The sequence below is a fragment of the Hansschlegelia plantiphila genome, assembly GCF_027922265.1.
Classification (GTDB): domain Bacteria; phylum Pseudomonadota; class Alphaproteobacteria; order Rhizobiales; family Methylopilaceae; genus Methylopila; species Methylopila plantiphila.
In genome coordinates this window covers 1-14,122 of the sequence record NZ_BSFI01000023.1, presented here as the reverse complement: position 1 = coordinate 14,122, position 14,122 = coordinate 1, and the positions used below count along the sequence as shown (strand labels likewise).

The 14,122-nt window shown below is 68.3% G+C and carries 14 protein-coding genes; 7 read left to right on the top strand and 7 right to left on the bottom strand.

Annotated elements, in window-relative coordinates; all coding sequences use genetic code 11:
* The 5 genes from PKE75_RS16655 to PKE75_RS16635 all read left to right on the top strand — a co-directional run bounded on the left by PKE75_RS16655 (position 1) and on the right by PKE75_RS16635 (position 5,037).
* Positions 1–864: a branched-chain amino acid ABC transporter permease gene (locus PKE75_RS16655; RefSeq protein WP_271169875.1), complete on the top strand. Its 864-nt coding sequence runs from the start codon at positions 1–3 to the stop codon at positions 862–864.
* A complete protein-coding gene (locus tag PKE75_RS16650; protein ID WP_271169874.1) occupies positions 861–1,781 on the top strand; it encodes a branched-chain amino acid ABC transporter permease in 921 nt (306 codons plus the stop codon). The genes PKE75_RS16655 and PKE75_RS16650 overlap by 4 nt, the downstream gene beginning before the upstream one ends.
* Positions 1,782–1,866: 85 nt before the next feature.
* Positions 1,867–3,096 carry an ABC transporter substrate-binding protein gene (locus PKE75_RS16645; protein WP_271169873.1) on the top strand — a complete coding sequence of 410 codons (1,230 nt, stop codon included), beginning with the start codon at positions 1,867–1,869 and terminating at the stop codon, positions 3,094–3,096.
* Between the two features lie 100 nt (positions 3,097–3,196).
* A complete protein-coding gene (locus PKE75_RS16640) occupies positions 3,197–4,528 on the top strand; it encodes an LLM class flavin-dependent oxidoreductase (protein WP_271169872.1) in 1,332 nt (443 codons plus the stop codon).
* Positions 4,525–5,037: a flavin reductase family protein gene (locus PKE75_RS16635; RefSeq protein WP_309298825.1), complete on the top strand. Its 513-nt coding sequence runs from the start codon at positions 4,525–4,527 to the stop codon at positions 5,035–5,037. Before PKE75_RS16640 ends, PKE75_RS16635 begins: the two co-directional genes overlap by 4 nt.
* 101 nt (positions 5,038–5,138) lie before the next feature.
* Here PKE75_RS16635 and PKE75_RS16630 read toward each other — a convergent pair whose 3' ends face one another.
* The 7 genes from PKE75_RS16630 to PKE75_RS16600 all read right to left on the bottom strand — a co-directional run bounded on the left by PKE75_RS16630 (position 5,139) and on the right by PKE75_RS16600 (position 11,307).
* Entirely contained in the window at positions 5,139–5,438 is a 300-nt protein-coding gene (locus PKE75_RS16630; RefSeq protein WP_271169870.1) for a hypothetical protein, read from the bottom strand.
* A gap of 24 nt (positions 5,439–5,462) precedes the next feature.
* Positions 5,463–5,993, bottom strand: coding sequence for a DUF4142 domain-containing protein (locus tag PKE75_RS16625; protein ID WP_271169869.1), 531 nt, complete (start codon positions 5,991–5,993; stop codon positions 5,463–5,465).
* Positions 5,994–6,194: 201 nt separating this feature from the next.
* A complete protein-coding gene (locus tag PKE75_RS16620; protein ID WP_271169868.1) occupies positions 6,195–7,538 on the bottom strand; it encodes an NTP/NDP exchange transporter in 1,344 nt (447 codons plus the stop codon).
* 3 nt (positions 7,539–7,541) lie between these two features.
* A complete protein-coding gene (locus PKE75_RS16615) occupies positions 7,542–8,462 on the bottom strand; it encodes an aldo/keto reductase (RefSeq protein ID WP_271169867.1) in 921 nt (306 codons plus the stop codon).
* Between the two features lie 165 nt (positions 8,463–8,627).
* Positions 8,628–9,317 carry a CatB-related O-acetyltransferase gene (locus PKE75_RS16610; RefSeq protein ID WP_271169866.1) on the bottom strand — a complete coding sequence of 230 codons (690 nt, stop codon included), beginning with the start codon at positions 9,315–9,317 and terminating at the stop codon, positions 8,628–8,630.
* 245 nt (positions 9,318–9,562) lie between these two features.
* Complete coding sequence (locus PKE75_RS16605; RefSeq protein ID WP_271169865.1) at positions 9,563–10,810, bottom strand: NAD(P)/FAD-dependent oxidoreductase; 1,248 nt, start codon at positions 10,808–10,810, stop codon at positions 9,563–9,565.
* A complete protein-coding gene (locus PKE75_RS16600; RefSeq protein WP_271169864.1) occupies positions 10,807–11,307 on the bottom strand; it encodes a flavin reductase family protein in 501 nt (166 codons plus the stop codon). Before PKE75_RS16600 ends, PKE75_RS16605 begins: the two co-directional genes overlap by 4 nt.
* A 321-nt stretch (positions 11,308–11,628) precedes the next feature.
* Here PKE75_RS16600 and PKE75_RS16595 point away from each other — a divergent pair, with 321 nt between their 5' ends.
* Both PKE75_RS16595 and PKE75_RS16590 read left to right on the top strand, forming a co-directional pair.
* Complete coding sequence (locus PKE75_RS16595) at positions 11,629–12,750, top strand: LLM class flavin-dependent oxidoreductase (protein ID WP_271169863.1); 1,122 nt, start codon at positions 11,629–11,631, stop codon at positions 12,748–12,750.
* 2 nt (positions 12,751–12,752) lie between these two features.
* The gene (locus PKE75_RS16590; RefSeq protein ID WP_271169862.1) at positions 12,753–14,021 is read left to right on the top strand and encodes a D-arabinono-1,4-lactone oxidase; all 1,269 of its coding nucleotides are present in this window, start codon (positions 12,753–12,755) and stop codon (positions 14,019–14,021) included.
* The last annotated feature ends 101 nt before the right edge of the window (positions 14,022–14,122 follow it).

Genomic DNA, 14,122 nt, shown 5'->3' with positions numbered 1-14,122 from the left:
ATGGCCGTCCAGCTCTTCTTCAATGGGCTTGTGACCGGGTTGCTGATCGCCCTGCCCGCGCTCGCCCTCACCCTGATCTTCGGCGTGCTGAAATTCGCGAACTTCGCCGTGGGTTCGATGGTCACCCTTGGCGCCTACGCCGCCTGGGTCGCGAACGTGCGCCTCGGACTGCCGCTGTCGGCGTCGGCCGCGATCGCGGCGGTCACGGTCGCCGCCGCCGGCGTCGCCTCCGACCAGCTCGTCTTCGAACGGTTGCGCGAACGGGGTTCGATCTCGCTGCTGGTCGCCTCGATGGGCGTCTCGCTCATCATCGAAAACGTCTGCCGCTTCGCCTTCGGCAACGCCAGCCGAGGCTTCGACGTGGCGCCGTCGCGGCCGATCCGCTGGCAGGGCATCAGGATCAACCAGGAGCAGATCACGACCGCGGCGGTCGTCCTGGTCTGCCTCGTGCTGGTCGACGCGCTGCTGCGCTTTTCTCCGCTCGGCCGCGCGATGCGCGCCGTGGCGGACAACGCTTCCCTTGCCGCGGTCAGAGGCGTCGAGCGACGGACGGTCGCCCGGCTGACCTGGGCGCTCGTCGGGGCGCTGCTCGGCGTCGCCGGCGTCCTGTCGGGCCTCGACCGCGCCATCGACCCGCTGATCGGCTGGAATTACCAGATCCCGATCTTCGCGGCCGCGATCCTCGGCGGCCTGGGCTCGCCGCTCGGCGCCATCGCGGGCGCGCTCGTCATCGGCGTCGCGGAAGAGATGTCGGCGCTCGTCATTCCCACCAACTACCGGCAGGTCGTGAGCTTCGCGGTCATTCTCGCGCTGCTTCTGTTCCGGGCGAACGGCCTGTTCGGGGCGAAAGCTGCGCGCCGATGATCGCCTATCTCATCACCATCACCATTCTGGTCTGCGTCGCGGCCCTGGTCGGCCTTGCGCTGAACCTGCAATGGGGCCTCGCCGGCCTGGTGAACTTCGGAGTCGTGGGCTTCGTCGCGATCGGCGCCTATGCGGCCGCGCTGCTCGCCCCTGAAATCGGCTGGCTTCCGGCCATGGCGGTCTCCGCCGCGCTGTCGGCCGCCTTCAGCGCCGGCCTCGCCTTGCTCGCGATACGGCTCGAGGAGAACTATCTCGCGATCGTCACGATCGGCTTCGGGGAGGTGGTGCGGCTCGTCATCCTGAACGAGCCCTGGCTGACGAACGGCGCGCTCGGCATCGCGGACATTCCGAGGCCGTTCGCGGCGCTGGGCGACGCGGTCGGCGGCGACGCCGTGTTTCTCGTCTTCGCCGTCGCGCTGGTGGCGCTGGCCTTCGTCACGCTCGAAGGCATGGCGCGCTCCCCCTTCGGGCGGGCGTTGCGCGCAATACGCGACGACGCGACCGTGACCTCCGCGCTCGGCAAGAACGTGTTCGCTCTGCGGGTGCGGGCGTTCGCGGTCGGCGGAGCGGTGATGGGAATCGCAGGCGCGCTCCACGCCTACTACCTCACCTATATCGATCCCGGCCAGTTCACCCCGATCGTCACCGCCTACGCTTTCATGGCCGTGATCGCGGGCGGCCGCGGCTCGAACGTCGGCCTGCTGGTCGGGGCGGGCTCGATCATGGCGCTGCTCGAGGGCACGCGCTTTCTCAAGGACTTCATCACGGTGATCGACGGCGTGCAGCTTTCGGCGCTCCGGCTCGGCCTGATCGGCGTCGGCATCGTGCTGCTTCTGATCCTCCGGCCACAGGGGCTGGCGCCCGAGCCGCGCCGGCGCACCTCCGACGTTCTCCCCGACCGGACCACGAGGTCCTGACGCGCCCCGCGTCGTCATCTTTCAACCCCTGCCGACGACGGCCGATCGGCCGCAACGCCTGCAACCAGCGAGTGAGGATGCATCCATGACTGACAGCTTCGTGGTGAACCGCCGCGCCGTGGTGGCGGGGCTCGGCGCGCTCCCGCTCGCGACCGCGTTCGGCAGGCCGGCGCTCGCGCAGGGCGCGGCGGACGTGCCGCTCGGCATGGTGCTGCCGTTCTCCGGCGCGACCGGCTCCTATGGACCCGCCATGAAACAGGCGGCGGACCTCGTCGTCGCCAAGGTGAACGGCGCGGGGGGCATCCTCGGCGGCCGGAAGGTGAAGCTGTTCATCGAAGACAGTGAAACCAGCGCCACCGCGAGCGTCGCGGCCAGCAAGAAGCTGCTCGAGGTCAACAAGGTCGAGCTCGTCGGCGGCTTCTGGGGCAGCCCGGAGGCGCTCGCGGCGAAGCCGGTCATTCTCGCGGCGAACAAGGTCCAGATGCTGTCCTGCGCGGCGAACGCCGTCACCGAGGGCGACACCAAGGGCCTGATCTACCGGCTTCAGGCCAAGAGCAGCCAGTGGGGGCCCGCCGGCGCCAAGGTGATGGAGAAGATCGGGGCCAAGAAAGTCACGGTGCTCGCGCAGCAGAACCCGTTCATCGTCGCCATGGTCGAGCCGTTCAAGGCCGAGATGGCGAAGATCGGCGGGCAGGTGATGGACGTCGTGATGTACAATCCCGACCAGGCGTCCTACCGCGCCGAGGTCGAGAAGGCGTTCGGGCCGGAGCCCGACGCGGTGTTCGTGCTGCCGCTGCTCACCGACATGGTCTCGATCGCGAAAGAGATCTTCCGTGGCGGCTTCACCTCGAAGGTGGTGTCGCTCGGCACAGGGGCGGACGCCGAGGGCAAGTTCCTGCAGGCGGTCGGCCCCGAGGTCGCCGAGGGCATCTACCACCTGCAGCCCTCGCCGCCGATCGACAGCCCGTCCTACGCCCGGTTCGTGAAGGAGATGGGCGCGCCGGAGGGGACGGTCTTCCTGTTCGCCGGCAACGCCTGGGACCAGGTCTGCATCACGGTGCTCGCGATGGAGCACGCCAAGACCCAGGAGGCGGCGGTCTGGACCAAGTCGGTCCGCGAGGTCTGCAACCCGCCCGGCGAGAAGGTCGACGACGTCGTCAAAGCGCTGAAGATGATCCGCGACGGCAAGAAGATCAATTTCAACGGCGCGGGCTGCACCTGCGACTTCGACGAGAAGGGCGACTCGATCAACCGCTCCTTCTACGTCCAGCTCATCAAGGGCGGGAAGAACACGCCGGTCGGCGTCGTGAGCTGACCGCACGAACCCAGACGCTTTGAACGGAATCTAGGAGCGCGTGGCCGCCGGCCGCGCGCCAAGGGAGGCGCGCGCCCGGACGAGGCCGCGAAGGCAGACAATGACCCAGCCGAAACAGATGCATTTCTGCGGCTTTCTCGTCGCAGGCCCCGTGGTCCACAGCCACGCGATCTGGCGCAATCCCGCGCATGAGACGCCGTTCCTCAGCCTCGCGCATTACGCCGGCATCGCCCGGACGCTCGAGCGGGGGGTGTTCGACTTCGTGTTCTTCGCCGACCGCCTCGCGATCGCCGACCGCTATGGCGACAGCCACGAGATGGGCCTGCGGCTCGGTGATCAGGACGCCACCCGCATGGACCCCCTGCCCATCCTCGGCGCGATGGCGGCGGTGACGTCGCGGCTCGGCCTCGGGGCGACGCGGTCCACCACCTACGACGCGCCGTTCAACGTCGCGCGCGAGTTCGCCACGCTCGACCACATCTCAGGCGGGCGCGCCGCATGGAACGTCGTCACCTCGATGAATGACGGCGAAGCGCTGAACTTCGGCGACGTGCCGCACCTCAGCCATGACGAGCGCTACGACCGGGCCGACGAGTTCATGGAGGTCGCGTTCAAGCTCTGGGACAGCTGGGACGACGACGCGCTGGTGCTCGACCGCGCCGCCGGCGTCTATGCGGATCCGTCGAAGGTCCACTACGTCAACCACAGGGGAAAGTGGTTCCAGTCACGCGGCCCGCTCAACATTCCGCACAGCCCGCAGGGACGTCCGGTCGTCATTCAGGCGGGCTCGTCCGGGCGCGGCAAGGCGTTCGCGGCGCGCTGGACGGAAGTGATCTTCGCTCTGCAGCCGAACATGACCCGCATGGCCGCCTTCACGAAGGATGTCCGCGCCGCCCTCGAGGCCGCAGGCCGCGCGCCGGACGCCGCCAAGGTGATGATGGCCGTCATGCCCTTCGTGGGCGCGACGCGGGCGGAGGCTGAGGCGAAGCGCGACCTGCACGACAGTCTGATCGACCCGCGCGTCGGCCTCTCGACGCTGGCCGCCCACGCCAACGCCGACTTCGGCGCCCTGCCGCTCGACGCCGCCGTCAACGAGATCGCCGACACCGGCAGCCAGGGAAACCTCGCCGCGCTGCGCTCGATCGCCGGCGACGGCTCGATGACGATCGCCGAAGCCGGCAGGATCTATGGCCGCGGCGTGATGTGCCCGCGGCTGGTCGGAACCGCCGAGGACATCGCGGACGAGCTGATCGCGATCGTCGACAGCGGCGCCGCCGACGGCTTCGTGGTGTCGCCCGCTTTTCTGCCCGACACCTTCGACGATTTCGTCGACAAGGTCGTGCCGCTGCTTCAGGCGCGCGGACGCGCCGCCGCGGCCTATGGCGAAGGAACGCTGCGCGATCGGCTGGGCCTCGCGGGGGGCCGGGAATGAGGGCGACCCTGTCTCCCCTGCGGGACCGCGCGGAGGGCGTTGCCCCCGCCCCCTTCAAGGCCGCGATGCGCCGTTTCGCTTCGGGAGTGACCGTGGTCACGAGCAGGTCCGGCGCGAGCGTCAACGGCATGACGGCGACTGCGGTGTGCAGCGTGAGCGCCGACCCGCCGCTGGCCCTCGTCGTGGTGAACCGCGCCAGCGCATCTCACGCGCTGATCGTCAAAGGACAGGCCTTCGCGCTCAACATCCTCGCCGAGGGACAGGAGGGGCTGGCGACCTATTTCGCCGGCGGAGACGCGAAGACCTTCGAGGCCGCGCCGCATGCGGTGGGCGAGACGGGTTGCCCGCTGCTCCTCGGCTGCGCCGCCCACGTCGAATGCGTGGTTGAAAACGACTATGACGAGGGCACGCATACGATCTTCGTGGGGCGGGCGATCCATGTGTCGTCCGCAGATCTTGCGCCCCTCATCTATTGCGACGCGGACTTTCAATCGCTGCAGCGGGTCTGAAGGGGCCAGTAGGCTCTTCCGCGTCACCCGGGCTTTATCAACCGGCTCAGGGATCAGCGCGCCCGCCGTCGGGCGGGCGCGCCGATCCCCGCAGCCAGCGCTTATTTCTGCTTGGGCTGTTCGGAATCGCTGCCCGGAGCGGCGCCGACAGTGCCTGGCGAGGTCGTGCCCTTGCCTGCCTCGCCGGCTCCCTTCGACTGCTCCTGCACCTCCTGCGGGCTGGTCGCGACGCCCGACGACTTGTTCTCCATCGCGCCGGTCGCTCCGGGCGAGGAGTGCTTCGGGTCGGCCTGCGGGTTCTGTCCCGAGGCCGCGGGCGCGTCGCTCGTCGACGGGGTGGTCTGGGCGAGCGCGGAGCCGCCCATGACGGCGGCGATGACGATGGCGGAAAGAATTCGCATGATCTGTCTCCCTGACGGTTGTTTTTACTTGTCGAGCTGTTGAGCCATCTCGAGATGGTGTTGGAGGGCCGGCAGCGTCTGCGCCGCCCAGGCCTTCAACTTCGGGTTGTCGCCGCCGTCGGCGTAGCGCTGGAACAGCGAGACCGCGTCCTTGTGGGCGCTGACCTGGTCGTCGACATACTGATCGGATAGGTCGCCACCGCTTCGGCCCTTGAGGTCGTCGAGCATGCTGACCTGGCCGCTGCTCATGTCGGTCGGAAGACTGACCTTGGGCGCGTCCGACCCCACCAGAGCCGTGAGCTCCTCGGTCGTCTTCTTGTGCGCGTCGATCATCTGCGCGGCGAAGGTCTTGGTGGCCTCGTCGCCTTTCGCTGCGGCCAACTCGCTGGACCGAATCTCGAATTTGTCGCTCTGAGCGGCCTGCATCACGAAGTCTTCGGTCGAGGGCGTGATGCCGAGAACGGAGTTCGCGCCGGTCTTCTCGCCGATCGACTGCGCCGAGGCCGGCGCCGCGGCGAGCATGCAGAGAGCGAGGAATGTCGTTGTTTTCTTCATCGCGAGCCTCCCAGCGAATACGGTGTGTAACGCTGCGAGGTCGCCGACGATCCCTGACCGCCCCCCTACTTTAGGCGCCGGCCGGAGCTCGAGATCATGAACATGATCTACTGCCACGTGATGAGCGCGGACGAGCTGTTCGGCTATCTCCCGTAAGCTGCGACGAACGTGCAGCCGCCGCGGCGGGCGGCGTCGCCGGCCTTACGTTCGCTTCTCCGGCGCCTGGTCCGGCGCGGTCGATCGCGCCGCATGGGCCATCGCCTCCTGCCGGGCGCCCAGCCAATAGCCGTTGACGAGCCACGCCGCCGCTACGGGCAAGGCGGCGAGCGCGACCCCCGCGACGCCGAGTCCGAAGGCCGCGAGAAGCGCGTAGGACCAGCTGCCGACCTGATCGCCAAGCCGGTAGACCACGGTGTCGACGACGTTCTTCGCCTTGTACTTGTCCTCGCGCGGAAGCACCGTGAACATCAGCTCCCGCGTGGGCTTCGCAAGCCCGAAATTGCCGACGCGGCGCAGCACCTGGAACACGACGATCGCGGCGATCGTCGGCGCGATCGCGAGGACGGCGAAGCCCACCAGCGTCAGCAGCGGGAGCGCGGCCGCGGCCTTCGCCACGCCGAAGCGGCGGAGGATCCCGCTCGTCAGGAACACCTGCACGAACAGCGTGAGCACGTTCACGGCGAGATCGACGGAGGCGAAGAACGCCGTCCGAGCGCCGCGGTCGGCGAACGCGTTCTTCGCGATCTCGGCCTGCTGGAAGTACAGAAACGTCGAGGTGACCGTGTAGAACAGGATGTAGAGGCCGATGTTGACGAGGTAGGGCGACCGCGCGACCCGCGTCAGCCCGGCCCACAGCCCTCCCCCGATCGTCTCGCGCTCGAGATCGGCGGTCCTGCTCGGCATGTCGCGCGCCAGCCGCACGATGCGGGCGACGCACCCGACCGCGACCAGCAGCAGCGCCGCAGCGACCGTCATCATCGCCGCCGTGCTGAGCGCCTTGGCGAGCGTGGCTGCGATCGTCGAGCCGAGCGTGGCGCCAAGCGTCGCGGCGGCGGACAGGAAGCCGAACAGCCGCTTGGCCTGGCCGGGGTCGAACAGGTCGACCATCAGCGTCCAGAACACCGAGACGACGAACAGGTTGAAGACCGAGAGCCAGATGAAGAAGGCGCGGCCGACCCAGACGAGCTGCTCAGGGTTCGCGACATGCGCCGCCGCGCCGAACAGGCCGAGATTGGCGATGAAGAACAGGTAGACGACCGGGATCAGCGACCGGCTCGGCAGCCCGCGGACCAGCGCCGCGTAGAACGGGTTCAGCGCGATCATCGCGACCAGCGTCGCCGTGAACAGCCAGGGCAGGTTCTCGATCCCGCCCTCGACGCCCATCGCGTCGCGTATCGGCCTCAGCACGTAATAGGCGGTCATCAGGGCGAAGATGTAGAGCCCCGCCCACGCGATCAGCGCGCCTTCGCCCGGCCGGATCTCCACGACGCGTCGGAGTCCGCGCCCTGCGGCGCCTCGCTCGGCTGCGACCGCTTCGGCGGCCACGCGTCAGCCCAGCATCTCGATCAGCGATTTTCGCTGCGCCTGGTCGAGCGCCGGTCCTCGTCCGGCCTTGAGGTTGTCCGCCTGGCGTTCGGGCTTGCCGGTCGCCGGGATCACGACCGTGACCGCAGGCTGGCTGAGCGCGAATTTGAGGAAGGCCTGAGCCCAGGAGGTGACGCCGGCCTCGGCGGCCCAGCCCGGCAGCTCCCGCCCCTTGACGCGGGCGAACAGCTTTCCGTCCTCGAAAGCGCGGTTGATCATCACCGCGACGCCCATGTCGCGCGCGGCGGGCAGCAGCCGGTCTTCCGCGCCGCGCACGCCGACCGAATAGTTGATCTGGATGAAGTCGGGCCTGGTCTCGCGCATGGCGTCGAGCAGACGATCATGGGCCGATTCGAGATAATGCGTGAGGCCCACATAGCGCGCCTTGCCCTCGGCCTTGAGCTCGCGGGCGAGCTCCGCCTGGGTCGCGACGTCGCCGAGATTGTGCACCTGCAGCAGCTCGACCTTGTCGGTCCGGAGCGATTTGAGCGAACCGTTGAACTGATCGAGGCCGTGGTCGCGGCCTCGGACGCCCGACAGCTTGGTCGCGAGCCAGCATCTCGAACCCAGGTTCTGCTCGGCGAGGATCGGGCCGAGGATGTCCTCGGCGTTCGAATAGGTCGGCGCGGTGTCGATGACGGTCCCGCCGCCTGCGAAAAACGTCTTTACGACGTCGCGAAGCGCCGTCTCCTCAGAGGATCCCGGCTGGACCTCGAAGCTGCCCGACGTGCCCATGCCGATCACAGGAATCTTTTCGCCCGTGGACGGGATCGCGCGCGTCTCGATCTCCATGACGTTTCCTTCGACCGGCGCCGCCCAGGCGTCGAAGGGCCGAACGGCTGTGGTTGCGGCGGCTGCTGCGAGCAGGGCGCGGCGGGTCAGCATGGGCGCTTCCTCGTTGGTCCCGTCCGCGGCTCTCCTTCAGCCGGCGCGGCGGGAGCGTGGCGTCGTCGCGGAGCCAACTAAAGCGCCCGGAGGAATGCGCGACCGGAGGTCCATCACATCTGATTGAAAGGAGACGCGCAGCGGGACGGCTGAGGCCTGTGACCGCTATCCGTCAGCGTCCGGCGGCTCCGCCGATCGATCGGAGGCGTTCGCCAGGCCGCCGCCGTTTCGCTTCAGAACGTCGTCGAGGAGCTCGATCTCGCCGCGCGCTATCGCTTGTTCGAGGCGATCGAGGAAACGACGGGTGTCGGAGTAGGGAATGTCCTTCATCACCCGGCGATCGAGGTGATAGTTCCACCATTTCACCCTGAGCAGGCGTTCAACGGTCTGCCCGTCAAGCCTGAGCCGGCGCATCGTCGCGGGCACGCCGGCGACGATCGCGTATGGCGCCACATCTTTCGTGACGACCGCGCCGGCGGCGATGATCGCCCCGTCTCCGACTGTCACGCCACGACGTATGATCGCCCCCGCGCCGATCCACACGTCGTTGCCGATCGTGGTCCTCAGCGGCCCGGAGCTGAAGGGCTCGTGGGACTTCATCGCGGCGAAGGTCGGATCGTCGCGGAAACGGCGGTCCCGGTTTCCGTGCGAGAAAATGTGCGTGCTGAGGAAATCGGTGGGATGTTCGGCGAGTCCGGCGATGACGCGCGGCGCGATCGAGCAGAACCTGCCCACGTCACAGCGATCGAGCGTCACTTCTCCGTTCAGATAGGTGAATGCGCCGATCCGTGTCTTCCGGACGAGCTGCTTGTGTCGGACGTCGACCGGTTGCTCGAAGATGTTCCCGCGCGCCAAAGCCTCTCCAATCACTGACAGCGGAGGTTGCGCACGCGCAGCAGCGATCCCTCTTCGCCCTGGTTCCAGCCCTCTCCGGACGGCTCCTTGATATCCGGAGCGCGCCGCAAAAAGAACGACCTTTACGCCGCAGCCTCCCCGCTCGGCGCCGTTCTGCGGCCGCCGGCGGACGACCGGCGTGAACGGAATCCACGCTTTTTCGACGTCGGCGGACGTGGCGGGACGCGGCGGACCCGTTCCGGCTCTCAGAAGCGGCGGGTCGGGGCGAAGGCGTCGATCGGGATCGACGGCGGGCGGCCCGCGATAAGATCGGCGACCACAGCGCCGGTCCGCGCGCCGGCCGCAAGCCCGACATGGCCATGCCCGAAGGCGTAGATCACGTCGCGCGTGGCGCGGGCGCGGCCGATCACCGGCAGCGAATCCGGCATGCTTGGCCGGAAGCCCATCCACCGCGACAGCCGGTCCTCCGGATAGCCGTCGCGCAGCGCCGGGAACAGCCGCCTGCCGAGCGTCAGCAGCATGCGGGCCCGCCGCCAGTCCGGCGCGGCCTCGAGCCCGGCGAACTCGACCGTCCCCGCGAAGCGCAGCCCCACATCCATGGGCGTCGCGACGAACTTGCCGGCCGCGTCGAGGATCGACGAGCGCGGCGTGACCTCTGGATCCTTGATCACGACGTGATAGCCGCGCTCGGTGTCGAGCGGCAGGTCGTCGCCGAGCGCCGTCGCGAGCGGCTTCGAATGGGCGCCGGCGGCGACGACCGCGGCGTCCGCCGGGATCGCGCCGCTCTCGGTGCGCACCGCCTTCAGGCGGCCGCCCTCGACGTCGAAGCCCGTCGCCCGTTCGCGGCGGACGGCTCCGCCGTCGCGAAGGAAGGCCTCGGCGAGCGTCGCGATCAGCCGGTTCGGGTTCACCGTGTGGCCGTTGCCGGGAATGAACACGCCGATCTCGTAGTCGCGCGACAGGCTCGGCTCCTGACGCCACAGCGCGTCGCGCTCCAGCACGTCGAAGGCGATCCCGTTGTCGCGCCTGAGGCTCCAGCCGAACGCGTCGCCCTCGAAATCGGCCTTCGAGCGATAGACCACGAGGTGCCCGTTCCGGCGCATCAGCGTCTCGGCGCCGGCGTTCTTCACCAGCGCGGCGTAGGAGCCGTAGCTGTCGTGCAGCAGGCCGCGCAGCGCCTGCGCCTGCGCCGTGACGCGCTCACGCGTCCCCGCACGAAGGAACTTCACCAGCCACGGCGCGATCTTGGGCGCGTAGGACCAGCGGATCGAGAGCGGTCCGAGCGGATCGAGCAGCCAGCCTGGAACCTTGGCGAGGTTGCCCGGCACCGACATCGGAACGACCGACGACGCGTTCAGGCAGCCGGCGTTGCCGAAGGTCGCGCCCTCGGCGATCGCGCCGGGCTCCAGCAGCGTCACCTCGTGCCCGTCCCTGAGCGCGAAGCTCGCGGAGGCGACGCCGACCACGCCGCCGCCGATCACCACGACCTTCATGCCGGCGTCGCGGCGGAGCGGAGCGCGTCGAAACGCCCGTCGGCGTAGAGCAGCGGCCAGGCGGCGTCGTCGCGCAGGGACAGCCCGACGACGGTCCCGATGAACACCGTATGGCTATGGACCGCGACCGCCTCGGCGACTGCGCAGTCGAAGCTCGCGATCGCGGCGGTGAGCGCAGGCGCGCCGGTCCCGAGCGTGCGCCACTCGCAATCGGTGAAGCGGCGGAGCCGGTGCTCGGAGGCGCTGAACAGCCGCGCGACCTCGACGTCGTCCTCCGCGAGCAGGTTCACGCAGAACACGCCGGAACGCCCGATCGCGTCGTGGCAGGACACCGCGCGGTTCACGCAGATCAGCAGCGTCGGCGACGGCTCCGCTGCGACCGAAGTCACCGCCGTCGCCGCAAAGCCCTGCGGCGCGCCGTCCTCGATCGTCGTGATCACCGACACGCCGGCGGCGAGCCGGCGCATGCCGCGCTTGAACTCAGTGGGATCGATCATCGTCAACTCCTGAAGCGCGGCCTCACCGGGCGGCGACGCGCTTGGCGAGCTTTGTCGGCAAGCGACGTGCCAAGCGCCTGCGCCCTGAACTCCGCGGCCGCGGGCCGACGACGTCTCGGGCCTGAGCCGGCGCCTGTCGCTGTTTTGAGATTTTGGAGGCGGCGGCGCGCGGGGCGTCGGGCTGAGCTCGGGACGAGAAGCGCCGCGAGGCCGCGACTTACCGGGAGATCGGCCGCCGCGCCGGTCGGGAAAGCCTGGCCATGGCATGGCTCTTGCGCCGCTCCGCCCAAAGGCCACCCGCCTAAATTAAAGGGGGAAAAGGTGAAGCTTTCTCTGTTCATGATGCCGATGCACGCGATGGGCCGGGATTATCCGGTCACGCTCGACGAAGATGTCGAAGCCTTCAGGCTCGCCGATGAGCTTGGGTTCGAGGAGGGGTGGATCGGCGAACATTATTCCTCCGAGATCGAGCAGATCTCGTCGCCGCTGATTTTTCTGGCGCACATGGCCGCCCAGACCAAGAACATCAAGCTCGGCACAGGGGTCGTGTCGCTGCCGATCTATCACCCCGCGCAGTTGTCCTCGCATATCGCCCTGCTCGACCACCTCACCAAGGGGCGGCTAATTCTCGGGATCGGCACCGGCGGCCTCGGCTCGGATTTCGAGGTGTTCGACCTTGTCGACGCCGATCGCACGGCGATGATGCTCGACAGCCTCGACATCATGAAACAGATCTGGGCCTCCGACCCGCCCTACGACATCAAGGGCAAGTTCTGGAAGGTCAGCGTCCAGAACACGATCTGGCCCGACCTCGGCGTCGGTCCGCTGCCGAAGACGCTGCAGAAGCCGCACCCGAAGCTCGCCATCTCCGTCAGCAGCCCCAACTCGAACTCGATCCGCGTCGCCGCCCAGCGCGACCTGATGCCGATCTCGGCCAACTTCGTGGCCTCCTGGGTCGTGAAGACGCACTGGGAGACTTACTGCGACGAGATGGCCAAGCTCGGGAAGACCCCGGACGGGGCGGACTGGCGGGTGGCGCGCAGCATCTTCGTCGCGCCGACCGACGAGGAGGCCGCCGCCGTCGTCAAGACTCCGGGGGGCGCCTTCGACTGGTATTACGACTACATGTTCCAGGTGTACGCCCGGATGGGCGCGGCCGGCCTGCTGGCGCCCTTCGCCGACACGCCGCCGGAGAGCATCACCCACGAGATGGTGCGCGATAATTTCGTGATCTTCGGCAGCCCCGAGACGGTCGCGAACAAGATCCTCGCGCTCCGCGAGGAGGTCGGTCCGTTCGAGACGCTGATGATGACCTCGCACGACTGGGCCGACAAGGCGGCGATGCGCCGTTCGATGGAGCTGCTCGCCAACGACGTCATGCCCCGCGTCAACGCCGCGCTTTCAGCCGGGGCGCCGTCGCTGAAGCATGCGGTGGGAGCCTGACCATGCTGAGCCCCGACAGCGGACTGCTCGAGCCGGGCAGGCTTTGGTACAACTGGTTCGGCGAGCAGTACTTCGTCCCGACCTACACGGCGCGCCCGAAGTCCGAGGAGGACGTGCGGACGATCGTGCGCGAAGCCCGCAAGCTCGGGCTTCCGCTGCGCGGCAGCGGCGCCGGCCACTCCAACCCCGCGATCGTGCCGACGCCCGGCGTCCATGTCGATTTCGACGCGATGCGCGAGATCGTCTCGGTCGACAAGGCGAAGCTGCAGGTCACGGTGCAGCCGGGCGTCCGCGTGGGCGAGCTCAGCCGCTATCTGCGCACGCAGGGCATGTCGCTCAACAATCAGGGCGACATCGACACGCAGGCCGTGCCGGGCGCGATCATGACGGCGACCCACGGCGCCGGAAAGACGCTGCCGTGCATGTCCGCGCAGATGATCGCAGCCCGCATCGTGACCGCGGACGGCGATTTCCTCGACCTGTCGGCGGAGAAGGACGGCGAGCTGTTCAAGGCGTTCCGCGCGTCGATCGGCATGTTCGGCCTGATCGTGTCGCTCACTATCCAGGCCGTGCCCTCCTACAACATCCACAAGCGCTCCTGGAACACGGACGTCGAGGACACGATCGGCAACCTTCACCAGCGGCTCGACGACAACCGGACGTTCTGGTTCTTCTGGCTGCCGAAAAAGGAGTCCGCGGATCTCTACGTGCTGCCCGGCGGCGCGGTGCCGTCGACCGCGACGCGCGACCACGACATCTGCCACATGCGGACCTACAACCCGGTTCCGGTCGACGAGCCCGCGCCGGAGCTGCAACCCGGCGAGCAGTTCGACCACAGCTCCGTCATCTACCCGAACCCCTACATCCCGAATTTCCGGGAGATCGAATACGCGGTTCCGTTCGGCCGCTTCGAAGAGGCTTTCGCCGAGGTGCGGGAGCGCATGCTCCAGAAGTACCCCGAGGCGATCTATCCGATCGAATGCCGGGCGGTGAAGGGCGACGACAGCTATCTCAGCGCCTACGCCGAGCGCGACGGCTACGCCATGTCCATCTCGGGACCGCTCGAATATTGGACCTGGGGCATGCTCAAGGAGATGGACGAGATCCTCGATCGCTACGAGGCGCGTCCCCACTGGGGCAAGCATCACTTCATGTCGCCGGCCCGGCTCGAGCGCCTCTACCCGCGCTATGACGCCTTCAAGAAAATCCGGCGTGAGATCGACCCCGGCGGGATGTTCCTGAACGATCATCTTCGCGCGTTGTTTGTCTGAGGCGTTTTGGCTTCGGCTTTTTGCGCGCGTCCACTCCCGAGAGACCGGAACGGCTCCATGACCATGACCCTCAGCCTCGCCCCCGCCCCGTCGGCCGGCGT